The following is a 24,689-nucleotide window of genomic DNA, read 5'->3' on the forward strand; positions in this document are numbered from 1 at the left end:
AACGCTTCTTAGAGGAAGCCGCGCTTGGTCCACCAACCGCCCTTTTTGGGCTTGGGTGCTTCATCAGAACTGGCGGTGGATGTCACAACCGGCTCAGACGCAACGACATTGGACTCGCGATTGGCGCGAACCGGCTTTTCAGCCTCATTAGGCGTAGCCGCTGCAACGTCCGAAGGGACGTCTACGGCTTCAACCACAGGTGCCACCGGCTCTGGTGCAGCTTCTACTTTTACCTCAACCGGTGTTTCCACAGGTGTCGGTTCAGCAACTTCAACATTGACAGTTTCAGAAACGGCTTCTTCCACAGGTGCGGCTTTGGCTGTTGCCTTCGGCTTGCGGGCGCGGCGTGGTTTTGCCGGAGCCTTCTCGTCAGCTGCAAGCGCTTCAACCGGGGCAACGTCAGCTGCAACAGCCTCAGCAACGGTTTCAGACGCTGGCATCGCTTCGGCTTCTGTTTCAGCTTCTTCGCTTACCGCGACATCGCCTTCTTCGCTGGCACCAGCTTCCGTCGTTGCGCCATTTTCATCGCGGCCACGACGACCACCACGTTTGCCGCGACGACGACGCTTGCGGCGCTGGCTCTCGCTGTCTTCGGTGGCTTCTACACCTTCCGCACGCTCTTCAGTGCTGTCTTCAGCATCGCCTTCGGCGTCGAACTCGCCATCTTCGTCCTGAGCAGATGCATTGGCGGTTTCATCGTGGGCGCCGTTGCCGTTTTTGCCACGGCGACGACGACGGCGCTTGCGCTTGCGATTGGCACCTTCTTCGCTGTTGGTGTCAGCAGGCTGTGCAGTTTGAGACGCGACTTCAACGACGACGTCGTCTTCGTCTTCCTCGATCTCGATGATCGGATCTTCCTCTTCCGGCTCTGCAATCAGCGGCATCAGAGTTTCAATCCGCACAGGATTGGCAACCGGCTCACCCTTGTCGACCGCGAAATGCGAATGGCCCACGCTGGCGTCAGCCTCAATAACGATGGTCACGCCAAAGCGCTTTTCATAATCAATGATGGTGCTGCGCTTATGGTTCAGCAGATACAATGCCGTTTCGGGCAGGGTACGGACTGAAATGTCATGCGTTGTGCACTTGAGCAGGAATTCTTCGATACCGCGCAAAACATGCAGCGCAACAGATGACTGCGAACGGATCAGGCCGGTGCCAGAGCAGTGTGGGCAGACCTGCGTGGTGCTTTCCAGCACGCTGGCACGAATGCGCTGACGCGACATTTCCAGAAGACCGAAATGCGAAATCCGGCCGACCTGAATGCGGGCGCGATCGTCTTTGAGGCAATCTTTCAGCTTCTTCTCGACAGCGCGATTGTTGCGCTTTTCTTCCATGTCGATGAAGTCGATGACGATCAGACCGGCAAGGTCGCGCAGACGCAGCTGACGCGCCACTTCTTCTGCCGCTTCCAGATTGGTCTGCAAGGCCGTGTCTTCGATGGAATATTCACGGGTCGAGCGACCCGAGTTCACATCAATGGCCACCAGCGCTTCTGTCTGGTTGATGATGATATAGCCACCCGACTTCAATGTGACCTGCGGCTGCAACATCCGGTCCAGCTGGGCTTCAATGCCTGAACGCGCAAAGATCGGATGAATATCGCGGTAGGGCTGAACAACTTTGGCATGGCTTGGCATCAGCATTTTCATGAAGTCTTTCGCTTCACGATAGCCTTCTTCGCCAGAGACGATGATTTCGCTGATGTCCTTGTTATAAAGGTCGCGAATAGAGCGCTTGATCAGCGAGCCTTCTTCGTAAACCAGGCACGGTGCCATGGAGCTTAGCGTCAGAGTACGCACATTTTCCCAAAGGCGCATCAAATATTCAAAGTCGCGCTTTACCTCAACCTTGGTGCGGTTGGCACCAGCGGTGCGCAAAATGACGCCCATGCCCAAAGGCACATCCAGCTCACGCGCCACTTCCTTTAGACGCTTGCGGTCTGCAGGGCTGGTGATTTTGCGCGAAATGCCGCCGCCACGAGCAGTATTCGGCATCAATACCGAATAACGGCCAGCCAGCGAGAGATAGGTTGTCAGAGCAGCGCCCTTGTTGCCGCGCTCTTCCTTTGCGACCTGCACCAGCAAAATCTGCCGACGCTTGATCACTTCCTGAATGCGATATTGCTTGCGGGGTGTCCGGCGAACGCGATCAGGCACTTCTTCCATGGCGTCTTCCGCGCCAACGGATTCGATCACTTCTTTTTCTTCGCCGTCATCATCGTCGTCATCGTCATGGTCGCGACGACCTGACTCTTCGGAAATCGAGTCGGTATCGACCATGGCGGCTATGGTGCCGCCGGTTGAGCTATTGTCTTCGCCGCCTTCATCGCTTTCAACAGCAACAGGGGCGTCCGCCGTTGCATCAACAGCATCTGCCTTTTTCCGCGGCTTGCGCGGACGCCGCGCTTTTGGCTTGGATGTCTCTTCAACCTCAGCTGTAGCTTCAGCGGGTTCAACGCTTTTGGCATCCTCAGCAGCTTGCACTTCAGAGGCACCAGCTTCCGAAGTTTGAGTTTCCGATGATTGCGACCCTGATTGCTCTGCAATATCTGCCACAGTCATCGAAATCGCAGGTGCTGCGCTTTTCTCTTCCTTGGCTGCCAGACCGGCCACTTCCTCGGCCTCGTTGGCGAATTCAGCAGGGTCGGAAATATTTGGCTGTTCGGCATCAGCCGGATCAGTACCCTTGCGCGACGACGGCCGTGGTTCAAAATCGCCGTCATCGTTATTGCGACCGTGTTCTTCAGCTTCTGCTCTGAGCAGAGCCTGGCGGTCGGCGAGGGGGATCTGGTAATAATCAGGATGAATTTCTGCAAAGGCCAAAAAGCCATGGCGGTTGCCACCGTAATCAACAAAGGCGGCCTGTAGCGACGGTTCTACCCGTGTTACTTTTGCAAGATAAATATTTCCGCGGATTTGTTTCTTGTGCTGAGACTCGAAATCGAATTCTTCAATTCTGTTACCGCGTACGACAACGACGCGTGTCTCTTCTTCGTGAGACGCGTCGATAAGCATTTTGTCTGCCATGTAAGCTCTGCTCCTCGGCGCGACCGGTGGCGAGGAATGCCGCTGGCGTAAGGCCAAGCGGGTATGATCTCGTAAGCGATGCGCCGGATATCGGTGCTCTCGTCTGGTCTATTTTTCCTGGCAGCAGTCCATCAGCATTGGGGCCTGATAGGGCCCGACGGCTGAAGACATGAAACAAAGGCTGCTGCAACGACATCAAATACCAAAACAAAAGCGACAATGCCAAAGGCCCTTATGGGGCCCAATGAATGCTCAAAAGAGCGTTTGGTGGTTACCCACCCTGTATTCTGCCGGACACTCCGGCTTTCGGATTTCATGCTCGGAGAAAAATTGTCTTGGCGGTGGATGAAAAATCAGACAAATGGCGCCAGGTCCTTAATTCCGGTTGGCAGCCGTCTTGATTATCTATCCCGTCGACAATTTTACTCCTTATTTCTGTTGTATGTCGTCTGTGCCACATTGGCAAGCGGCAAAGCCCGTGCAGTCATAATATTGATAAGTCCGATACATTAGAGACAGGTGATTGTGTTTGAGGCGCAGTTTTGGTTTCAGCACGCCTTGCGTGCAATTGTTGGGGCTGGGATTGCGATTTACAATCATTGCCCAGCGACATCCTATGGTGTTGCTGGCCAAGTTTATGACATAGGATCGGAACCAGTTTGAAAACAGGATTGCAGTGACAATGTGGTTGATGACAATGAGGCGCACACGGCTTTTGGCCCTGGTTGGCATAGCGCTCCTGGTGGCAAATCCTTTGGCATTTGCTGCTTCTGGCACGGCCGAGCCCTTAGCCCCGACCCCGCTCGTCTCTTACGCTGCCCGCATCGTCGGCGATGACGCCCGAACGCGCATTGTGTTGGATTTTCGCGAGAAGCCGCAGGCGTCGGTACGCTATATTGGCAACCCGGACCGGATCGTGGTCGATTTTCCGGCGACAAACTTTACGTTTCCAGCCTCTGATCTGGCACCAACTGGCCTGTTTCGGGACATTCGATTTGGTTCAATTGATGCCAGCCATTCGCGCGTGGTGCTGACGGCCAAAAAAGCCACAAAACTGACGCTGACGGACATTCGGGAAAATGAGGGAGGCAAAGGCTATCGGCTGATTCTGGACGCTGAAATGACGGATGCTGATACGTTTGCGAAACTGGTGGCCTCGCAGGCATGGAATGCTGATGCATATAGCGCCGGCAAAGCCGCAAGCATTGCGCAGGACCCGCCGCCCTCCAGCTCGGATTTTCTGATTGCTGTTGATGCCGGCCATGGCGGTATTGATACTGGAGCGATTGGACGAACCACCCATATTGCGGAAAAAACCATCACTTTGGCCTTCGCCAAAGCATTTGCGGCAGAGCTGAACAAGCAAAAGGGAATCAAGGCATTTTTAACGCGCGATTCGGATGTCTTTCTCTCGCTCTCGCAACGGGTGACGCTGGCCCGGCAAAAGGGAGCCAATCTGTTTATTTCTCTGCACGCCGATATGCTTAGCCAGTCGGATATTCGCGGTGCCACGGTCTATACCATATCCGACAAGTCTTCTGACCGGTTGGCGGAAGCGGCGGCGGCACGCGAAAACCAGTCCGACGAGGTGGGGGGCGTGGATGCGCCGGAAGCGCCCCATGAAGTGTCGGATATTCTGCAAGACCTGACCAGAAGAGAGACGCAGGCCTTTTCCATTTCCATGGCCAAGGCTGTGGTGGAACAGTTTTCGGGGCAGGTGAAACTGATCAACAACCCGCATCGTTACGCAGGCTTTCGCGTGTTGCAGGCCCAGGATGTCCCATCAATTTTGCTTGAGATGGGCTTCTTGTCGAACAAGCAAGATGAGCATTTGCTGTCCGATCTCACCTGGCGCAAAAAGCTTGTGCATTTGCTGGTGGAGGCCGTGAAAGAATATCGCCAACCGCTGTTGGCCAATAAAGGGTAGGGCTTTGCGGCGGAAAAAGCCGGGCTGACAACAAGAGCGTCGGACCGAAAAGTGGGAACCGGTTTTCGGATAAATCCGATGCGCAAACATAAACTTAGAGTATCGTGCCAATTCCGATTTTCTGCACGATGTTTTAATAGCCAAGAACGCAGATGTGAAAACTTGGGAGTAAAGTGATTGGTAGCCCTAATTTGCGCGCATTATGATATGAAGACCCTGATTATGGGTGATATGGCGTGGAATCAGTGCCGCGCCTTGTAATTGCGGGCGTCCTGTGCAAAACGCCACACGATGTGCATTGGCGAACATGCCTTGCACTTATGACGGAAAGCGAATGCCGGTAGCGTTAAAATGATAAGACTGATTGGGTATCTTTTCGGGCTCGCATCTGTTGCGGCGCTAGGCGCGGCGGCAGCGGCAGCTATTTATTTGGGAATGATCAGCAAGGATCTTCCCGATTATGAGGTGCTTAGTCGTTACGCTCCTCCGGTGATGACCCGCATTCATGCGGGTAACGGCGCGTTGATCGCGGAATATGCCCATGAGCGGCGATTGTTTTTGCCCATTCAGGCGATACCGGATCGCGTAAAAGCAGCTTTCATTTCCGCCGAAGATAAAAATTTCTACACCCATCCCGGCATTGATGTCTGGGGTCTTGGGCGCGCCATTCTGGTGAATTTGCAGAATGTGGGTTCAGGTCGCCGTTTTGTCGGTGCATCCACCATTACGCAGCAGGTGGCGAAGAACTTCCTTTTGTCTGCCGACCAGACCATGGATCGCAAGATCAAGGAAGCCATTCTCTCCTTCAGGATTGAGCAGGCTTATTCCAAAGACAAGATCCTTGAACTGTATCTCAATGAGATTTTCTTCGGTCTCAACTCCTATGGCATCGCCAGTGCCGCTTTGACCTATTTTGATAAGCCTGTAACCGAGTTGACAATTGCCGAGACGGCCTATCTCGCCTCGCTGCCAAAGGGGCCTGCCAATTACAACCCTTTCCGGCATGCGCAGGCAGCCATTGAGCGCCGCAACTGGGTGATTGATCGCATGGTCGAAAACGGCTTTGTTGATCAGGCCGATGGTGATGCCGCGAAAAAGGAACCGTTGGGCGTGAATGTGCGTCAAAGCGGCGGCACAGTTTTTGCGGCAGATTATTTCTCCGAGGAAGTCCGCCGTCAGCTTATTGATAAATATGGCAACAAGACGCTTTACGAAGGTGGTCTTTCGGTTCGCACATCGCTTGATCCGCGCTTGCAGGCCTTTGCGCGCAAGGCGTTGCAGGATGGCTTGATCAGCTTTGATGAGCGCCGAGGCTATCGCGGGCCAATCAAGCACATTGAACTCGGCAGTGATTGGGGCACGCCGTTGGCGGACATTCCCGGCATGTCGGATGTGCCGGAGTGGGATGTGGCGGTTGTTACTGCCGTTTCCAAAACAGAAGTTGAAATCGGCCTGAAGCCCGACCGCGACGATGCTGGCAAGATTGTGCCGCAGCGGCAAAAAGGCATTATCAAAGCCAGCGATATGGAATGGGCCTACCGTTCCGGCAAAGGTGATCGCAAAACGGCAAAATCGCCTGATGGTGTGTTGCGTCCTGGCGATGTTGTCTATGTCGAAAAGATCGGCGGCGATGATTCCAAAAACTATCGTTTGCGGCAACCGCCAAAGGTTGAAGGCGGCTTTGTGGCCATGGATCCGCACACGGGCCGCGTGCTGGCACTTGTTGGCGGCTTTTCCTATGCGCTGTCAGAATTTAACCGTGCAACGCAAGCCATGCGTCAGCCGGGCTCGTCGTTCAAGCCCTTTGTCTATTCGGCAGCTTTGGACAGTGGCTATACGCCTGCATCGGTTGTGTTGGATGCGCCGGTGGAATTTGTCTCTGGCGGCCAGGTCTGGCGTCCTCAGAATGATGGCGGTTCTTCCGTTGGGCCAGCCACCTTGCGTTTCGGTATCGAGCATTCGCGCAATCTGATGACCGTTCGTCTTGCCAATGATATGGGTATGAACCTTGTTGCGGAATATGCTGAACGGTTTGGTATTTACGATCACATGCAGCCGGTTCTCTCCATGGCGTTGGGCGCTGGTGAAACAACCGTTCTGCGCATGGTCTCGGCCTATTCTGTGATTGCCAATGGCGGCAAGCAGATCAAGCCAACGCTGATCGACCGTATTCAGGACCGCTACGGCAAAACCATCTTCAAGCACGAAGAGCGGGTGTGCGAAGACTGCAATGCCGATACTTGGCATGGACAGGATGAGCCGCAGATTGCCGACAATCGTCTGCAAGTGCTTGATCCGATGACGGCTTATCAGATTACCTCGATGATGCAGGGCGTTATTCAGCGCGGAACAGCCTATGGACGGGTGAAACTCGACCGTGACGTTGCGGGCAAAACCGGCACGACCAATGACTCCAAAGACGCCTGGTTTGTTGGCTTCACACCCAATTTGGTGGCTGGTGTCTATATGGGCTATGACAACCCGGTTGGCATGGGCCGTGCGGCCACAGGCGGATCACTCTCCGCCCCAATTTTCAATGAGTTCATGCAGGCTGCCGTGAAGGGCACGCCGCCGAGCAAATTCAAGGTTCCAGATGGCATGCAGTTGATTGCCGTCAATCGCAAGACCGGCATGGCCGCAACGGAAGGTGATCCAGATACCATTGTTGAAGCCTTCAAGCCGGGCACAGGGCCAGCCGATAGCATCAACGTGATTGGTATGGATGACGCGACCGTTCCGCCGGAGGAAATTTTGAAGACTTCACCTCAGGTGAACCAGGCTGTTCAATCTGGAACACCGGGCCTGTTCTAAACCATCGTTGTCATGATTGCGCATGTCCGGCTTTACTTCCCGGTCTTGCGCGATTATGCACCGGCGGACAAAACAGTGATTATTTTGAGTTAAGGACCTATGCGCAACGAAATCGAGAATGTAGTCGACGAAATCAAGCAGGCCATAAGCCTGCTGAGGAGGCATCTTTGACTGGGATCAGGCGATAAGACGACTGGACTGGTTGAACAACAAGGCGGAAGATCCAAATCTTTGGAATGACGCGAACGAAGCCCAAAAGCTGATGCGCGAGCGCCAGCAGCTTGATGACAGCATCGCAGGCGTCAAACGTCTCGAACAGCAGATGTTGGATAACATTGAGCTGATCGAGATGGGCGAAGAAGAGGGCGATGCAAGCATTGTCAAAGAGGCCGAAGACGGTTTGAAGGCCCTCAAGGCTGAATCGGGCAAGCTTCAGGTTGAGGCTATGCTGTCTGGCGAGGCCGATGGCAACGATACTTACGTCGAAGTTCATTCTGGCGCTGGCGGCACCGAAAGTCAGGACTGGGCCAATATTCTTTTGCGCATGTATACGCGCTGGGCTGAGCGCTCCGGTTTCAAGGTTGAATTGCTTGAAGTGCATGATGGCGAAGAAGCAGGCATCAAGTCGGCAACGATTCTCATCAAGGGCCACAATGCCTATGGCTGGATGAAAACCGAATCAGGTGTGCATCGTCTTGTGCGTATTTCGCCTTACGACAGCAATGCGCGTCGCCACACGTCATTCTCATCGATCTGGGTTTATCCGGTGGTTGATGATTCGATTCAAATCGATGTGAATGAGAGCGATTGCCGTATTGATACGTTCCGCTCGTCGGGTGCCGGTGGTCAGCACGTTAACACGACCGACTCGGCCGTGCGCATCACCCATATTCCAACGGGCATCGCCGTCGCATGTCAGCAGGAGCGTTCGCAGCATAAGAATAAAGCCAAGGCTTGGGATATGCTGCGCGCACGTCTCTATGAAGTTGAGCTGAAAAAGCGCGAAGAAGCAGCCAATGCTGAAGCTGCGTCGAAAACCGATATCGGTTGGGGCCATCAGATCAGATCTTATGTTTTGCAGCCCTATCAGTTGGTCAAGGATTTGCGCACCGGTGTGGAAAGCACAGCACCCGATGATGTGTTGAATGGCGATCTGAACGAATTCATGGAGGCCGCACTGGCGCACCGCATCAGCGGTAAGGCCGATGCTGTTTCGGATATCGATTGATGAGAGATCATCCAAATCACTAGATAAAAACCGCCCGAAGCATCGCTTCCGGCGGTTTTTTTATGTTCACTTGAATGATTCCAACAAGGAGACTGCCGCAATGAAACCCTGGACCGATATTGTCTCAGACAATGTGCGTGAATTTGGAGACCTTGTGGTCGGCATTGATCCTTCGCTATCTGATATCCCGTCTTTCTTTGAGCGGAGCGGCGATGGTCACTGGATCGGGCCTTATGTCAATTTCTTGCTGGATGCCGTCGAAGGGCAGGTGGGTTTTGTCAAATTTCAATCGGCCTATTTTGAAGCCTGCGGCCTTGCAGGCCTTGAAGCGTTATCAGCGGCTATGGTGAGGGCAAGATCGGCGCGAATCGGTGTGATTCTTGATGCTAAGCGCGGAGATATTGGTGCCACGGCTGCGGCTTACGCCCGCGCTTATCTCATGCCAGCATCAGCAGGTGGCAGCGGCGATTTTGAAGCAGACTGCTTAACGGTCAATCCGCTCATGGGTCCAGATACCCTGCAGCCCTTCGTCGATTGTGCGAACACCTACGACAAGGGGCTCTTCGTTCTTTGCAGAACCTCCAACCCCGGCGCGACTTGGCTGCAAGATAAGGTCGCAGGCAATCGTCTGGTGTCAGAGCGGCTGGCCGACTTGATTGGAAACCTCTCGAATCGCGAAGAAACAAAGGGCGCACTCAGCAATATCGGCGCTGTGATTGGCGCAACCGTGCCGCAAGAGGGGCGCAGGCTGCGGCAATTTTTAAAGGGCAATATTATTCTGGCACCCGGACTTGGTGCACAAGGTGGAGATATCGCCGGAATCCATGCGCTGCGGGGAGAGATCCTAGGTGACTTGCTGGTGCCCGTGTCGCGCGGACTGACGCGCGTTGAAAATAGAGAAATATCTCCGACTGCCTACCGCGATTTGATTCGTGCCCGACTTTCGGAGTTCAAGTCTGCTCTGGCCTATACTTATCCACAGGGCGATAGCAGTGCTGACCGAATTAATGGCTCTCGCGCATGACCTGAATCTCGCCGAACTCATCAATGATCACGTTCCAGCTTTCTGACTCCGCCGATTTCGGATTGGTTTTCAGGTAAACGCTTGCAAAGAACCCAAGCTCACTGTTGCGCCCTGACGTGTCATCGGTGCGAATATCCGTGATATAGGCCTGTTTATCGGTGAATTCTCGCAGCTCGATTGTATCAATCGGCGTGCTCCCGGCGTCTGTCAACTGCATCTGCTGTAAAAATACCTTGCCGGGGCGGTTCGGCTGTTGAACGGCAATCAGCCGGTAGTGGCCGTGACGCGTATCTTTCGCCTGGATGGCCGCACCGCCACTGGCTTTTGGGCTTTTCACAATGCCACTCGCGTCCACCCCGCCCGGATCTTCCCAGCTGCCGCCGCTGATCAAAAAGGTGACATCAGAGGGAAGGCCGTCCAAAGCGTCAGCAAGCGTCAGCACAGGTGTGCTGTTGAGAAGAATCAGGGCCAAAGCTGGAATCAGTAAGCGTTTTTGCATCGGCGTCCATCAATTGGAAAATTGTTCAGCAAGGATTCTCTCCGACCATGAATGATCAGGGTCGGAAAGAATACGCGCAGTCTTATCATTTGCCTGCTCAATCAGCACACTAACGACGGATTTTACCTCGGTATTATCCGCAACAGCATTCACTGGACGCTTTTCCGCCTCGAGTATTTCGACGGATACCTTGACGCGATCGGACAGGAGTGCGCCCCGCCAGCGACGTGGACGAAAGGGGCAAACCGGCGTCAACGCCAGCAACGGTGCATCCAGCGGCAAAATAGGGCCATGGGCCGAGAGATTATAGGCGGTCGATCCGACTGGAGTCGCAACCATCAGGCCATCGCAAATCAATTCGTCCAAACGCTCTTGCCCATCGATCAACACGCGCAGCTTTGCCGCCTGATAGGATTGGCGCAATAAAGATACTTCGTTGATCGCCAGTGCGATGGTTTGGGTGCCATCCGCGCTTTGTGCGGTCATCTTTAACGGATGAAATCCATTTTCGGTGGCGGCAGCGATTCGCTCTGGCAAATGATCAATTCGAAAGTCATTCATCAAAAAGCCGATACTGCCGCGATTCATGCCATAAATCAGCCGGCTGGAATTCATGGTTTCGTGCAGCACCTGCAGCATGAAGCCATCACCGCCCAGAGCCACAAGCACGTCAGCATCTTCCGGGCGCGTGTTGCCATAAATTTGAATCAACTGCTCACGGGAAGCAAGCGCCTCAACCGTGTTGGCGGCAACAAAGGAAAGCGACCGAGGGGAGCGCACCATGCAAGAAGACCTGTTGAAAACGCCAGAAGACCTGTTGATAACGAATGCCTTGGTACATGATAAATGCCTGACGCGCCAAGGTTTTTCCTGATGCTGCGGTTAGAAAATATTGAAAATATGCAAATTGCCCCTTTACAGCCGGGGCGAATCTGTTAGTTAGGCCGCACTGCCCTTGTAGCTCAGTTGGTAGAGCACCTGATTTGTAATCAGGGGGTCGCGGGTTCGAATCCTGCCGGGGGCACCATTCATTTTCCGTTGTTTTTGCTGGATTTTTTGCTTTGTGAAACGCTGTTTTCATCTTGCATAAAAATTTGCTTCAGCGCTTCGGATAATGAATATTTTGACTTTACAGCGCGTTCGAATCTGTTAGATAGGCCGCACTGCCCTTGTAGCTCAGTTGGTAGAGCACCTGATTTGTAATCAGGGGGTCGCGGGTTCGAATCCTGCCGGGGGCACCACTCATTTTCCTTTCAGAGTTCTGTTTTTTCTCGCGCAAGCGTGCGGCTTTTGCGCTTTGTCATGCAGGCGGTGCCAGAAAGGCGAAATAGCCCCAGACAAGCGCAAAAAAAGCAACGACAGCAAGCCCCGCAAGAAGTTTGCGCAGACCGGGCCGAGGTTGCTTCGGCGGGGTGGGCTTGCGAAATTTAATAACATTGTCGTTCATGAAACCTCCTGCGTATCAGCTGCACCGGATTGCCAAACCTTTTTCAGCAATCGGCGCTGCAGTTCAGTATTTCACGGAAATCTTGCGGCTTGGTTATAAACTGTAACAGGGCATCAGTCTGTGCACAAAAAAAGCCACGAATATGATTCGCGGCCTTTTGATAGGTGATCTGGATTACAGCGTGAACACGCCATCGCCAGAATCAGTCTTTACGCCATGCCCGCCGGATCACCGATTGGCAGGAGTGCCGGATTGGGCACCGGATCATTGGGGTTTTTCGTATCACCCTCATCGGTGACGGGCGGCTTTATGGCTCCGTCCTTTGTGCGGTCAGGCACGCCAGGTGTGTGATTTGGGCCGCGTGGGCCGTCCTGCGGTTTTTCCGGGATTTGTGTTGGCATATCTCGTCCTCCTTTTTGTCACTCGTTGAACTAACGAAAGGGGGAGGGATTGGTTCCCTTAATGGGGACGAATTGACCTTGTTCAAAGATAAGCGGCAATGCCGTCGATCGGGTGTGATGCGACATGTGCCGCACCACACTGCGAAGCGAGAGGGTTGGTCAGACTTTTTTCAACAGATGTTGGCGTGAAGCGTAAAGCGCAATCGCGGCTGCATTGGACACATTGAGCGATTTAATCTCGCCCGGCATGTCGAGCCGTGCCAGTGCATTGACAGTTTCACGCGTCTTTTGACGTAAACCCTTGCCTTCGGACCCAAGCACCAGCGCTATTTTTTCGCCATTGAATCTGCTTTCCAGTGGCTGCGGTCCTTCCGAATCAAGTCCGATGGTGAAAAAGCCGAGTTTGTTCAGCTCGCTAAGGGCGTCGGAAAGATTGGTGATCTGAATATAGGGGATCAATTCCAGTGCACCTGAGGCCGATTTGGCCAGCACACCCGATTCTGTTGGGCTGTGACGCATGGTGGTAATCACGGCACCAGCGCCGAAGGCCACGGCTGTTCGCATAATAGCCCCGACATTGTGAGGATCGGTCACCTGATCCAGAACCAGCAACAGAGGGCTTTCCTTCAATGCTTCCAGCCGGCGGAGCGGCAGGGGCCGTGTTTCCAGCATCACACCCTGGTGGATGGCTTCTGGTCCCAACACCTTGTCGATATCCTGCGGGCTGACGATATCCACAGGAAAGGACAGCCCCGAGATATTTTCAATGTCCAGTCTTGCGAGGGCATTTTGGGTGGCCGAAAGTTTGATCAGCTTGCGCTGTGGATTCTCAAGCGCGGCACGCACAGTGTGCAGGCCGTAAAGGTAGACCTGATCAGCAGCCAGTTGCGGGGGCGTCCAATCAGCATTGGATTTGCGCCGTTTCTGGTGCTCAGGCGTGGGGATTTCGCCGCGTTCGCGCTTTGCATCACGCACCTGGCGGCGCAATGTTGCATAGTGGGTATCGCGGCCCGATTTGTCGTTTGGTGTATCTTTGCTCATGCATCCTTATAGCTGGCCTCTCTCGCGGGGGATAGTGAGACTGTGATTTCGGCGCAAAAGGGCGATGAAAATTTTATCGAAAAAATCCGCAAAAAGCGTGTTGACTTCTTTCGTTCAGGCCGTCATAAGGCCGCCAACGGAACGCAGCGCACCACTGCAAAGCGGCTCCGGGAAGAAAGCTTGGTAGCTTGATCCGGTCGAATAACTGGAGGGATGCCCGAGTGGTTAAAGGGGACGGACTGTAAATCCGTTGGCTCAGCCTACGTTGGTTCAAATCCAACTCCCTCCACCATTCGACTTCGGATCAATACCACCGCGGGTATAGCTCAATGGTAGAGCAGCAGCCTTCCAAGCTGAATACGCGGGTTCGATTCCCGCTACCCGCTCCAGATACGTTTCCAAATAAATTCAGCACTTTAATTTGATTTTTTGCTATAAATGTCTCAAGCCGTCGCGCTTGTGCATTTATCGCTTGCGCAATTGTCGCGAAAGCCTTAAACGGCGGCGCTAAACCGGTTCGCCGGGTCAACCATCTTTCGATCATCAGGAAGCATTCAAATGGCAAAGAGTAAGTTTGAGCGCAACAAGCCGCACGTTAACATTGGCACGATCGGCCACGTTGACCACGGCAAGACGTCTCTGACGGCAGCAATCACCAAGTACTTCGGCGAGTTCAAGGCATACGACCAAATCGATGCCGCTCCAGAAGAAAAGGCACGTGGTATCACCATCTCGACGGCTCACGTTGAGTATGAAACAGCCAACCGTCACTATGCACACGTTGACTGCCCCGGCCACGCCGACTACGTCAAGAACATGATCACCGGTGCAGCGCAGATGGACGGCGCGATTCTGGTTTGCTCGGCTGCTGACGGCCCAATGCCACAGACCCGCGAGCACATCCTGCTTGCTCGTCAGGTTGGCGTTCCTGCCATCGTTGTGTTCCTCAACAAGGTTGACCAGGTTGACGACGAAGAACTGCTGGAACTGGTAGAACTGGAAGTTCGCGAACTTCTGTCTTCTTACGACTTCCCAGGCGACGACATTCCAGTTGTTAAGGGCTCTGCTCTTGCTGCTTTGGAAGATTCGGACAAGAAGATCGGCGAAGACGCTATTCGTGCGCTGATGGCTGCTGTTGACGATTACATCCCAACACCAGAGCGTCCAGTTGACCAGCCGTTCCTGCTGCCAATCGAAGACGTGTTCTCGATCTCTGGCCGTGGTACGGTTGTAACGGGTCGTGTTGAGCGTGGTATCATCAAGGTTGGTGAAGAAGTTGAAATCGTTGGTATTCGTCCAACGACCAAGACGACTGTTACCGGCGTTGAAATGTTCCGCAAGCTGCTCGATCAGGGCCAGGCTGGCGATAACGTTGGTGCGCTGATCCGTGGCGTTACCCGTGACGGCGTTGAGCGTGGTCAGATTCTGTGCAAGCCTGGTTCGGTTAAGCCACACACCACGTTCATGGCAGAAGCCTACATTCTGACCAAGGAAGAAGGCGGCCGTCATACACCGTTCTTCACCAACTACCGCCCACAGTTCTACTTCCGCACAACGGACGTTACGGGCATTGTTGAGCTTCCAGAAGGCACAGAAATGGTTATGCCTGGTGACAACGTGACCGTTAAGGTTACGCTGATCAACCCAATCGCCATGGAAGAAAAGCTTCGCTTCGCGATCCGCGAAGGTGGCCGTACCGTTGGTGCCGGCATCGTGGCTTCCATCGTCGCTTAAGTTCAATCCATCATGGATTTGAAAGCCCCGCTGGCAACAGCGGGGCTTTTTTTGTTTTGCTGCTGCGGCAAATATAAAGAGTGGAAATTGTGTTTTGCGCGTAAGCTGCGAGCTTGGGTACTGTGATGGAGCCTAACTCTCATCAGGAGGGTTTCAGGTTGGGCTTACACAATGGTGTTTTTTACAGCATCGTTACGAAAAGCGGGAACCGGTTTTCAGGTACATCTGATGCGAGAGCAAACAACGACAGCATTGGTGCGATTTTCATTTTTGGCACGATGCTCTGGCACAGCTGCCGTATTGGTCTGCGTTGCCGCGCCGATTGCCAGTCCTGCCGCCGTCATTGTTGTTGAATGCAAACAGGGCGGCCGTTGTGAAGGGTGCGGCTGCAAAGGTGGCCCGGGTTATCGTGCACCAAACGGCAAATGCGTCGGTTTTAAGAATCTTGCTAAACTGTGCGGCACGCCGCCAGAAACACGCTGCGTGTTTGAAAACGCAACCGGCACCGGCGGAAATCGCGATTGTGTGCTTGGGAAGAATGACGGCGACGAAGAATAAGATGCCATAAAGCGTGGATTGTGTGAGCAGTCGCAAAAAAGTGATCTATCTTGCCGCTTGTGGGTCACATTTTCAGGTTAGGTTCATGTTGCCATCAAAGATGGAGACGATTGCCGTTCGTTTCGACCGTTGTGTCGAGATAGAGACAAGCCCAAACCTTTGAGGACGCCCCATGATAAAATGGACGTGCGTAGCTTTTATCGCACTCTCGTTGTCCCAACTTACCTCCATAGCTGTCGCATACGCAAGTGATGGTGACCGTCCGCTGATATGGAGTGTATCGCGCTCAGGCCAGAATGGCGTGATGCTGCGGACCGGCGTGCAGCTGCGAAACAGTTATGAGCCCAAAGTGGGAATAGATACATCCCTGATTCCAAAGAAGTCGGGTGAAGTGGACGCCAACACCATGCCGATCAAGCTCTGGGCGAAGATTCGTCTCGAAGGGTTCGATGTCGGGCCGGGTTCGCCAGTGATGGTCAATGCTGACGTGAATCCCACCCTGGGAAATGGCGGGGTCTCATTGGAGGCGAGTCGTTCATGGAATGTGTCGCCAGATGTCGAGCTTGCGTCCATGTCCGTGTTGCGCGCATCTCGGGTGCATGGCGAAGGGCAGGGGCTTTCCGCCACGCAACGCATCAATCTGTCTGTGCCGGATTGGTCAACATCGATCTATAGCGAGACCGTGATTGATTCTGTGGATAGTCAGACGACCGGATCGGTCGGCTTGAACAAGGATATTTTCAAATCCGTGAACCTTTCAGCCTCGTTGGGCGACGTTTTTGCCGCTCCAAAGCCCGCATTTCATGCGGGCTATCAACATCGATGGTAACAAAGTAAAATACGTTGAAAAAATTCAAAAAAACACTTGCCATTATCCGTTCAGTCTCTTAAACGGAGCGCCGTAGCAAGCAAACAGTTGGCGGTTTCAAAAACGGTTGCGGCACTACAACATAGGGGTATAGCTCAGTTGGTAGAGCGGCGGTCTCCAAAACCGCAGGTCGTAAGTTCGAGCCTTACTGCCCCTGCCAGTTTCCAACACCTTCGAAAGGCGATCAATGTCTTTCGGGGTGTGTGTTAATTTGTTTAAATGGCAATTTTCTTCTTGTGAAATTGGATGTTGCCGTTTATGTATGACTTCAACAGACACGCGGTGCGTGGGGCTGAGTGTTCGGCTTTACGTGCCGTAGATGCGTGGGCAATAGATGGCATCCAAGATTAATCCATTTGCGTTTTTGCAGCAGGTTCGCACTGAAACGTCGAAAGTCACTTGGCCTTCGCGCCGCGAGACTCTGATCTCTACGGCGATGGTTTTGGCTATGGTGATCTTTGCCTCGTTGTTTTTCTTTGCTTCAGATCAGGTCATTGGCTGGGTTCTCAGCCTTGTTCTTAATCTGGGTAAATAATAAAGCGGGAGACGAACATGGCTGCACGTTGGTATATCGTTCACGCTTATTCCAATTTTGAGAAGAAGGTGGCTGAATCGATTGAGGAGAAGGCTCGGCAAAAGGGTCTTGAGCATCTCTTTGAGAAGATTTTGGTGCCGACTGAAAAGGTCGTTGAAGTTCGTCGCGGTCGCAAGGTTGATGCTGAGCGCAAGTTTTTTCCCGGCTACGTGCTGGTTCGGGCAAATCTGACGGATGAAGCTTATCACTTGATCAAGAACACGCCAAAGGTGACGGGCTTCTTGGGGTCTGATAATAAGCCAGTGCCGATTCCTGATTATGAAGCCGAGCGTATTCTTGGTCAGGTTCAGGAAGGTGTTGAGCGTCCCAAGTCTTCGGTGTCCTTCGAGATTGGCGAACAGGTCCGCGTCTCTGATGGTCCGTTCGCATCGTTTAACGGTGTTGTTCAGGATGTCGATGAAGAGCGCTCGCGTCTCAAGGTGGAAGTTTCTATTTTCGGTCGGGCTACTCCGGTCGAGCTTGAATACGGTCAGGTCGAAAAGGTCTGATCGCGGAGGATTTTCCTCCATCGCGTGGGAGGATGGCAGTCTCTAAGCCGGACTGTTCAGACGTACCACGCAACCGCAGCCGCCGGATCAGTCCGGCATAGTTGAGCCGGGCAACCGGTTTGGAATGAAAGGCAGAGAGAATGGCTAAGAAAGTTGCAGGCCAGCTCAAGCTTCAGGTCAAGGCAGGGTCCGCTAACCCATCCCCGCCAATTGGTCCTGCGCTTGGTCAGCGTGGCGTAAATATCATGGAATTCTGCAAGGCGTTTAACGCTGCCACGCAGGAAATGGAAAAGGGCATGCCGATTCCGGTCGTCATTACCTATTACCAGGACAAGTCCTTCACCTTCATCATGAAGCAGCCGCCAATGACCTATTGGCTGAAGAAGGAAGCAAAGCTCACCTCTGGCTCGAAGACACCTGGTAAGGGTGCCAAGGCTGGTTCGATCACCAAGGAACAGGTTCGCACCATCGCTGCTGCGAAGATGAAGGACCTGAATGCTGCCGATATCGAAGGCGCAATGGCAATGGTTGAGGGTTCTGCCCGCTCCATGGGCCTGGAAGTGGTAGGTTGATCATGGCTAAGCTTGCAAAACGTATGCAGAAGGTCCGCGAAGGCGTGGATCCTACAAAGCTCGTAGCCCTGTCTGATGCCATTGGCATGGTCAAGGAACGTGCGATCGCAAAGTTCGATGAAACCATCGAAATTGCAATGAACTTGGGCGTTGACCCACGTCACGCTGACCAGATGGTTCGTGGCGTTGTTAACCTGCCAAACGGCACAGGCCGTGACGTTCGCGTTGCTGTTTTCGCACGTGGTGCAAAGGCTGACGAAGCCCGCGCTGCTGGTGCTGAAGTTGTTGGTGCTGAAGATCTCGTTGAGATCGTTCAGGGCGGCAAGATCGATTTCGATCGCTGCATTGCAACACCTGATATGATGCCATTGGTTGGTCGTCTTGGTAAGGTTCTCGGCCCACGCGGCATGATGCCTAACCCCAAGGTTGGCACTGTGACTATGGATGTTGCTGGAGCTGTTAAGGCTTCCAAGGGCGGCGCTGTTGAATTCCGCGTTGAGAAGGCTGGTATCATCCATGCCGGTATCGGCAAGGCTTCGTTCGACGCCAAGGCTCTGGAAGAAAACATCAAGGCTTTTGCTGACGCTGTTGTCAAGGCAAAGCCAGCTGGTGCAAAGGGCAATTACGTCAAGCGCGTTGCGATTTCCTCGACCATGGGTCCAGGCGTTCGCGTTGAGCTTTCGACGGTAACAGCTTAAAGATTTCCGGGGCTTTCGCCCCGGTTTAACGAATTTCCGCTCTTTCGGGGGCGGAAATGTCTGGTGTTAAAACCAGGCACTCCTGTCCGAGATTGTGGGTGGCCTTCGGGCCTTAATATTGACCCTCATGAGACGGGTGAGACTCGATTTTTTAAAGCGTCTGTAGACGGTTTTGGAAGTTCGGTTCGAGCCTTGTGAGCCTTGCGCCTGTTTGTTCAGTGCGAGGGGGCAGGAAACTCAAACGTCTCTAACGATCCTCTTTGAGGATATCGTAGGGGCAAAGGCAAACCCGGCGGGATTGAAGTATACCAATCCTGCCTACTGGAGACAGACAGTGGAAAGAGCGGAAAAACGCGAATTCGTCACGGAACTGAACGAAGTCTTCAAGGCTTCTGGTTCGGTTGTCGTGGCCCACTATGCTGGTGTCACAGTTGCGCAGATGAACGACTTCCGTTCAAAAATGCGTGCTGCTGGCGGCACCGTCAAAGTCGCGAAGAACCGTCTGGCCAAGATCGCTCTTCAGGGCACGGAGTCGGAAGAGATGTCAAATCTCTTCACCGGACAGACGCTGATTGCATACAGCGCCGATCCGATTACGGCTCCTAAGGTCGTCGTGGAATTCTCCAAGACCAATGACAAGCTCATTGTTCTCGGTGGTACCATGGGCGCAACATCCCTCAATGCCGAAGCAGTCAAGTCGCTTGCGACCCTGCCTTCGCTCGATGAGCTGCGTGCAAAGCTGCTGGGCATGATCCAGACGCCTGCAACGCGCATCGCAGGGGTTGTTCAAGCACCGGCAGCTCAGCTCGCCCGCGTGTTTGCGGCCTACGCCAAGAAGGACGAAGCCGCGTAAGGCGGTTTTTCGCTGTTCATATTTAAACCAGTTCGAACTGAACACTAAAGGACGAATAAAATGGCTGATCTCGCTAAGATCGTTGAAGACCTCTCTGCATTGACAGTTCTGGAAGCTGCTGAGCTTTCCAAGATGCTCGAAGAAAAGTGGGGCGTTTCTGCAGCTGCTCCTGTAGCTGTTGCCGCTGCTGCTGGCCCAGCTGCTGCTGCTGAAGAAGAAAAGACTGAATTTGACGTTATCCTGACCGATGCCGGCGCTAACAAGATCAACGTGATCAAGGAAGTTCGCGCAATCACCGGCCTGGGCCTCAAGGAAGCCAAGGACCTGGTTGAAGGCGCTCCTAAGGCTGTTAAGGAAGCTGTTTCCAAGGCTGAAGCTGCTGACCTCAAGAAGAAGCTTGAAGAAGCTGGCGCTAAGGTTGACGTTAAGTAAGTACGACTTTACGTTGGGGAGAGAGTTTCATACTCTCTCCCTTTCCGTCTTGTTTTAGGAAGTCATTACCCAAAAGTCCGTAAAACGACTTTTGGGTAATGGGTTCTCAAGAGGATGGTTCTCAAGACGTGCACCAGGCAATCCGGCCTGCGGCACCTATTTTGAACGAGATTGACGATCCATGATTGACGGAGCCCCCTGGCCAGGTGCTTCCGTCTGTTGCAGGCCCGGGTGCAAACTGACAAGGAGCGACGATGGCTCAGACCCTTACCTTTAACGGTCGCAGGCGCGTACGCAAGTTTTTCGGAAAAATTCCAGAAGTTGCTGAGATGCCGAACCTTATTGAGGTTCAGAAGGCATCTTATGACCAGTTCCTCATGGTGGATGAGCCGCAAGGTGGTCGTCCAGACGAGGGACTTCAGACTGTTTTCAAATCAGTCTTCCCGATCACCGATTTTTCCGGTGCATCGATGTTGGAATTCGTATCCTACGAATTCGAGCCGCCAAAGTTTGACGTTGATGAATGCCGTCAGCGCGATCTGACCTATGCTGCGCCGCTCAAGGTGACGCTGCGCCTCATCGTGTTTGATATTGATGAAGATACGGGCGCTCGCTCGATCAAGGACATCAAGGAACAGTCTGTCTACATGGGCGATATGCCTTTGATGACAAACAACGGTACCTTTATTGTGAACGGCACGGAACGCGTTATCGTTTCCCAGATGCACCGTTCTCCTGGCGTGTTTTTTGACCACGACAAGGGCAAGAGCCATTCGTCTGGCAAGTTGCTGTTTGCGGCTCGCGTCATTCCTTACCGTGGTTCGTGGTTGGATATCGAGTTCGATGCCAAGGACGTTGTCCATGCACGCATCGACCGCCGCCGCAAGATTCCCGTCACATCGCTGTTGATGGCCTTGGGCATGGATGGGGAAGAGATTCTTTCCACATTCTATTCCAAGTCGAATTACAAGCGTGACGGCAAGCTGTGGCGCGTTCCTTTCAACCCGGAAACGTTGAAGGGCTCCAAGACGATCGTTGATCTGATCGATGCGGACAGCGGCGAAGTTGTTGTCGAAGCTGGCAAGAAGCTCACCCCACGTTTGCTTCGTCAGTTGCAGGACAAGGGTTTGAAGGCGCTTCAGGCAAGCGACGAAGACCTCTACGGCAACTATCTGGCCGAAGACATCGTCAATTTCGCAACCGGCGAGATTTATCTCGAAGCTGGCGACGAGATCGACGAAAAGACCCTGCCGATCATCCTCGAAGCCGGATTTGAAGAAATTCCGGTTCTGGGTATCGACCATATCAACGTGGGTGCTTACATCCGCAACACGCTGGCCGTGGACAAGAACGAGAACCGTCAGGACGCTCTGTTCGATATCTACCGCGTGATGCGTCCGGGTGAGCCACCGACCATGGATTCGGCAGAAGCCATGTTCAACTCGCTGTTCTTTGATAGCGAGCGCTATGACCTGTCCGCAGTTGGCCGCGTGAAGATGAACATGCGTCTTGATCTTCAGGCCGAAGATACAGTTCGCGTGCTGCGCAAGGACGACATCCTGGCTGTGGTCAAGATGCTGGTTGAACTGCGCGACGGCAAGGGCGAGATCGACGATATCGACAACCTCGGTAACCGTCGTGTTCGTTCTGTTGGTGAATTGATGGAGAACCAGTATCGTCTGGGTCTGCTGCGCATGGAGCGCGCCATCAAGGAACGCATGTCGTCGATTGAAATCGACACTGTCATGCCGCAGGATCTGATCAACGCCAAGCCTGCTGCTGCTGCTGTTCGCGAATTCTTCGGTTCGTCTCAGCTCAGCCAGTTTATGGACCAGGTCAATCCGCTGTCGGAAATCACCCACAAGCGCCGTCTTTCGGCTCTTGGACCGGGCGGTTTGACACGCGAACGCGCTGGCTTTGAAGTGCGTGACGTGCATCCAACCCACTACGGTCGTATTTGCCCGATTGAAACACCGGAAGGTCCGAATATCGGTCTGATCAACTCTTTGGCGACCTTTGCGCGCGTCAACAAGTATGGCTTTATTGAAAGCCCATACCGTAAGATCGTTGACGGCGTTGTGACCAAGGACGTACTTTATCTTTCCGCTATGGAAGAGGCAAAGTATTACGTGGCCCAGGCGAACTCTGAGCTGACCGCGGAAGGCCATTTCGTCGAAGAATTCGTCGTTTGCCGTCATGCTGGTGAAGTTATGTTGTCGCCACGTGACACCATCAACCTCATGGACGTTTCGCCAAAGCAGCTCGTGTCTGTTGCGGCTGCGCTCATTCCGTTCCTGGAAAACGACGACGCCAACCGCGCTCTGATGGGCTCCAACATGCAGCGTCAGGCTGTGCCTTTGCTGCGCGCAGAAGCACCGTTTGTCGGTACCGGCATGGAGCCAATTGTTGCCCGTGACTCCGGTGCGGCTATTGGTGCCCGTCGTGGCGGCGTGGTCGACCTGGTTGATGCGACGCGTATCGTTATTCGCGCCACAGAAGACCTCGACCCTTCGAAGTCCGGCGTTGATATCTATCGCTTGCAGAAGTTCCAGCGCTCGAACCAGAACACCTGCGTTAACCAGCGTCCGCTGGTGTCCGTTGGCGACATTCTGAACAAGGGCGATATCATCGCTGACGGTCCATCGACCGATCTGGGTGACTTGGCTCTTGGCCGTAACGCGCTGGTCGCGTTCATGCCTTGGAACGGTTACAACTACGAAGACTCGATCCTGATGTCCGAGCGCATCGTGAGCGAAGACGTGTTCACGTCGATTCACATCGACGAGTTCGAAGTCATGGCCCGCGATACCAAGCTTGGTCCTGAAGAAATCACCCGCGATATTCCGAACGTATCGGAAGAAGCACTGCGCAACCTCGATGAAGCCGGTATTGTCTATATCGGTGCGGAAGTGCAGCCGGGCGACATTCTTGTTGGCAAGATCACACCAAAGGGCGAAAGCCCGATGACACCAGAAGAAAAGCTTCTGCGCGCCATCTTTGGTGAAAAGGCGTCTGACGTTCGCGATACATCCATGCGCATGCCTCCGGGCACGTTTGGTACCATTGTTGAAGTTCGTGTTTTCAACCGCCACGGCGTTGAAAAAGACGAGCGTGCAATGGCCATCGAGCGCGAAGAAATCGAGCGTCTCGCCAAGGACCGTGATGACGAACAGGCCATTCTCGACCGCAACGTTTACGGTCGTTTGATGGACATGCTGCGTGGTCACGTTGCTATTGCTGGTCCTAAGGGCTTCAAGAAGGGCGTCGAGCTTTCCAACGCTGTGGTGTCGGAATATCCGCGTTCGCAATGGTGGATGTTTGCTGTCGAAGACGAGAAGGCTCAGAGCGAGCTGGAAGCACTTCGCGGTCAGTACGACGAATCCAAGTCGCGCCTTGAACAGCGCTTCATGGACAAGGTCGAAAAGGTCCAGCGCGGCGACGAAATGCCTCCGGGCGTCATGAAGATGGTCAAGGTCTTTGTTGCTGTGAAGCGCAAGATCCAGCCAGGCGACAAGATGGCTGGCCGTCACGGCAACAAGGGTGTTGTGTCGCGCATCGTGCCCGTGGAAGATATGCCGTTCCTGGAAGATGGAACGCATGTTGACATCGTGCTCAACCCGCTCGGCGTTCCATCGCGTATGAACGTTGGTCAGATTCTCGAAACGCATCTTGCCTGGGCTTGCGCCGGTATGGGCAAGAAGATCGGTCAGATGCTGGAGGATTACCAAAAGCATCACGATATCACCGAGTTGCGGACAGAGCTGGTCGACCTTTATGCCAGCGAAACCCATGATGAAGTGGCAAAGTTTGACGATGAATCGCTTCTTCGTCTCGCTGATCAGTCCAAGCGTGGTCTTTCTATCGCAACACCGGTTTTCGACGGTGCGCATGAAAGCGACGTTTCGGCCATGCTGGAGCGTGCAGGCTTGAACCCTTCGGGTCAGTCGGTTCTGTATGATGGCCGTACAGGTGAGCCTTTCGACCGTAAGGTCACGGTTGGCTACATGTACATGATCAAGCTGAACCACTTGGTTGACGACAAGATCCACGCTCGTTCGATCGGTCCTTACTCGCTCGTCACACAGCAGCCGCTGGGTGGTAAGGCGCAGTTTGGTGGTCAGCGCTTTGGGGAAATGGAAGTCTGGGCGCTTGAAGCATACGGCGCGGCTTACACCTTGCAGGAAATGCTGACGGTGAAGTCGGATGACGTGGCAGGTCGTACCAAGGTCTATGAAGCTATTGTTCGTGGCGATGATACGTTTGAAGCCGGTATTCCGGAAAGCTTCAACGTTCTCGTCAAGGAAATGCGCTCTCTGGGTCTGTCGGTTGAGCTTGAGAATTCCAAGCTCGAAATCGCGGAAGGTGCTGCTCCGTTGCCGGACGCTGCTGAATAAATGTGACAATGGCGCGCGCGTCTTGACGCGCGCGCCATCTCTCGCAGCTCGATTTTTGAGCGAGCGAAGGGATTGTTGCCGCAATCAGCG

The 24,689-nt window shown here is 53.7% G+C and carries 19 protein-coding genes and 5 tRNA genes; 18 read left to right on the forward strand and 6 right to left on the reverse strand.

Going from position 1 to position 24,689, the window contains the following annotated elements; genetic code table 11:
• Nucleotides 1–8 precede the first annotated feature (8 nt).
• Entirely contained in the window at nucleotides 9–3,029 is a 3,021-nt protein-coding gene (locus tag BJF95_RS16830) for an Rne/Rng family ribonuclease (RefSeq protein WP_075640611.1), read from the reverse strand.
• 691 nt (nucleotides 3,030–3,720) lie between these two features.
• Here BJF95_RS16830 and BJF95_RS16835 point away from each other — a divergent pair.
• From BJF95_RS16835 to pyrF, 4 genes are all read left to right on the forward strand, one after another.
• Nucleotides 3,721–4,956, forward strand: a complete 1,236-nt coding sequence (locus BJF95_RS16835) for an N-acetylmuramoyl-L-alanine amidase (protein ID WP_083638914.1) — start codon at nucleotides 3,721–3,723, stop codon at nucleotides 4,954–4,956.
• A 351-nt stretch (nucleotides 4,957–5,307) separates the two neighbouring features.
• The gene (locus tag BJF95_RS16840) at nucleotides 5,308–7,767 is read left to right on the forward strand and encodes a penicillin-binding protein 1A (protein WP_075640612.1); all 2,460 of its coding nucleotides are present in this window, start codon (nucleotides 5,308–5,310) and stop codon (nucleotides 7,765–7,767) included.
• A 99-nt stretch (nucleotides 7,768–7,866) separates the two neighbouring features.
• Nucleotides 7,867–8,995, forward strand: a protein-coding gene (gene prfB / locus BJF95_RS16845) for a peptide chain release factor 2 (RefSeq protein WP_139317546.1) whose coding sequence is annotated in 2 segments (ribosomal slippage) — nucleotides 7,867–7,935 and nucleotides 7,937–8,995 — 1,128 coding nt in all. Because the reading frame shifts where the segments join, the coding sequence is not laid out codon by codon here.
• Between the two features lie 100 nt (nucleotides 8,996–9,095).
• A complete protein-coding gene (gene pyrF / locus BJF95_RS16850) occupies nucleotides 9,096–10,019 on the forward strand; it encodes an orotidine-5'-phosphate decarboxylase (RefSeq protein WP_075641101.1) in 924 nt (307 codons plus the stop codon).
• Here pyrF and BJF95_RS16855 read toward each other — a convergent pair.
• Both BJF95_RS16855 and BJF95_RS16860 read right to left on the reverse strand, forming a co-directional pair.
• Nucleotides 10,000–10,518 (reverse strand): hypothetical protein, encoded by a 519-nt coding sequence (locus BJF95_RS16855; protein WP_075640614.1) that lies wholly within the window; start codon nucleotides 10,516–10,518, stop codon nucleotides 10,000–10,002. The two genes, pyrF and BJF95_RS16855, sit on opposite strands and share 20 nt — an antisense overlap.
• A 9-nt stretch (nucleotides 10,519–10,527) precedes the next feature.
• Nucleotides 10,528–11,301 carry an NAD kinase gene (locus BJF95_RS16860; protein ID WP_075640615.1) on the reverse strand — a complete coding sequence of 258 codons (774 nt, stop codon included), beginning with the start codon at nucleotides 11,299–11,301 and terminating at the stop codon, nucleotides 10,528–10,530.
• 168 nt (nucleotides 11,302–11,469) lie between these two features.
• On the opposite strand from BJF95_RS16860, the gene BJF95_RS16865 reads away from it, so the two are divergent.
• A tRNA-Thr gene (locus tag BJF95_RS16865) sits at nucleotides 11,470–11,545 on the forward strand.
• Nucleotides 11,546–11,683: 138 nt separating this feature from the next.
• Nucleotides 11,684–11,759, forward strand: a tRNA-Thr gene (locus BJF95_RS16870).
• Nucleotides 11,760–11,818: 59 nt separating this feature from the next.
• On the opposite strand, the gene BJF95_RS24130 is transcribed toward BJF95_RS16870, so the two are convergent.
• The 3 genes from BJF95_RS24130 to rlmB form a co-directional block, all read right to left on the reverse strand.
• A complete protein-coding gene (locus tag BJF95_RS24130; RefSeq protein WP_175577281.1) occupies nucleotides 11,819–11,965 on the reverse strand; it encodes a hypothetical protein in 147 nt (48 codons plus the stop codon).
• A 209-nt stretch (nucleotides 11,966–12,174) separates the two neighbouring features.
• The gene (locus BJF95_RS16875) at nucleotides 12,175–12,366 is read right to left on the reverse strand and encodes a hypothetical protein (protein ID WP_075640616.1); all 192 of its coding nucleotides are present in this window, start codon (nucleotides 12,364–12,366) and stop codon (nucleotides 12,175–12,177) included.
• Between the two features lie 159 nt (nucleotides 12,367–12,525).
• Entirely contained in the window at nucleotides 12,526–13,407 is an 882-nt protein-coding gene (gene rlmB, locus BJF95_RS16880) for a 23S rRNA (guanosine(2251)-2'-O)-methyltransferase RlmB (protein WP_075640617.1), read from the reverse strand.
• 207 nt (nucleotides 13,408–13,614) lie between these two features.
• Here rlmB and BJF95_RS16885 point away from each other — a divergent pair.
• The 12 genes from BJF95_RS16885 to rpoB all read left to right on the forward strand — a co-directional run bounded on the left by BJF95_RS16885 (nucleotide 13,615) and on the right by rpoB (nucleotide 24,599).
• Nucleotides 13,615–13,699 (forward strand) — tRNA-Tyr (locus tag BJF95_RS16885).
• 23 nt (nucleotides 13,700–13,722) lie between these two features.
• A tRNA-Gly gene (locus tag BJF95_RS16890) sits at nucleotides 13,723–13,796 on the forward strand.
• Between the two features lie 169 nt (nucleotides 13,797–13,965).
• Nucleotides 13,966–15,141, forward strand: coding sequence for an elongation factor Tu (gene tuf, locus BJF95_RS16895; RefSeq protein WP_075640618.1), 1,176 nt, complete (start codon nucleotides 13,966–13,968; stop codon nucleotides 15,139–15,141).
• Between the two features lie 862 nt (nucleotides 15,142–16,003).
• Nucleotides 16,004–16,528: a hypothetical protein gene (locus BJF95_RS16905; RefSeq protein WP_075640619.1), complete on the forward strand. Its 525-nt coding sequence runs from the start codon at nucleotides 16,004–16,006 to the stop codon at nucleotides 16,526–16,528.
• Between the two features lie 123 nt (nucleotides 16,529–16,651).
• Nucleotides 16,652–16,727: transfer RNA gene (locus tag BJF95_RS16910), tRNA-Trp, on the forward strand.
• A gap of 174 nt (nucleotides 16,728–16,901) precedes the next feature.
• Entirely contained in the window at nucleotides 16,902–17,102 is a 201-nt protein-coding gene (gene secE, locus BJF95_RS16915; protein ID WP_075640620.1) for a preprotein translocase subunit SecE, read from the forward strand.
• 17 nt (nucleotides 17,103–17,119) lie between these two features.
• A complete protein-coding gene (nusG, locus tag BJF95_RS16920) occupies nucleotides 17,120–17,650 on the forward strand; it encodes a transcription termination/antitermination protein NusG (protein ID WP_075640621.1) in 531 nt (176 codons plus the stop codon).
• A gap of 140 nt (nucleotides 17,651–17,790) precedes the next feature.
• Nucleotides 17,791–18,222, forward strand: a complete 432-nt coding sequence (rplK, locus tag BJF95_RS16925; protein WP_075640622.1) for a 50S ribosomal protein L11 — start codon at nucleotides 17,791–17,793, stop codon at nucleotides 18,220–18,222.
• A gap of 2 nt (nucleotides 18,223–18,224) precedes the next feature.
• Nucleotides 18,225–18,920 (forward strand): 50S ribosomal protein L1, encoded by a 696-nt coding sequence (rplA, locus tag BJF95_RS16930; RefSeq protein WP_075640623.1) that lies wholly within the window; start codon nucleotides 18,225–18,227, stop codon nucleotides 18,918–18,920.
• Between the two features lie 334 nt (nucleotides 18,921–19,254).
• The gene (gene rplJ, locus BJF95_RS16935; protein ID WP_075640624.1) at nucleotides 19,255–19,773 is read left to right on the forward strand and encodes a 50S ribosomal protein L10; all 519 of its coding nucleotides are present in this window, start codon (nucleotides 19,255–19,257) and stop codon (nucleotides 19,771–19,773) included.
• A gap of 60 nt (nucleotides 19,774–19,833) precedes the next feature.
• The gene (gene rplL, locus BJF95_RS16940; RefSeq protein ID WP_075640625.1) at nucleotides 19,834–20,205 is read left to right on the forward strand and encodes a 50S ribosomal protein L7/L12; all 372 of its coding nucleotides are present in this window, start codon (nucleotides 19,834–19,836) and stop codon (nucleotides 20,203–20,205) included.
• A gap of 254 nt (nucleotides 20,206–20,459) precedes the next feature.
• Nucleotides 20,460–24,599 carry a DNA-directed RNA polymerase subunit beta gene (gene rpoB, locus BJF95_RS16945; protein ID WP_075640626.1) on the forward strand — a complete coding sequence of 1,380 codons (4,140 nt, stop codon included), beginning with the start codon at nucleotides 20,460–20,462 and terminating at the stop codon, nucleotides 24,597–24,599.
• Nucleotides 24,600–24,689: the final 90 nt, after the last annotated feature.

It is taken from the genome of Rhizobium oryziradicis (genome assembly GCF_001939045.1).
Lineage (GTDB): Bacteria > Pseudomonadota > Alphaproteobacteria > Rhizobiales > Rhizobiaceae > Allorhizobium > Allorhizobium oryziradicis.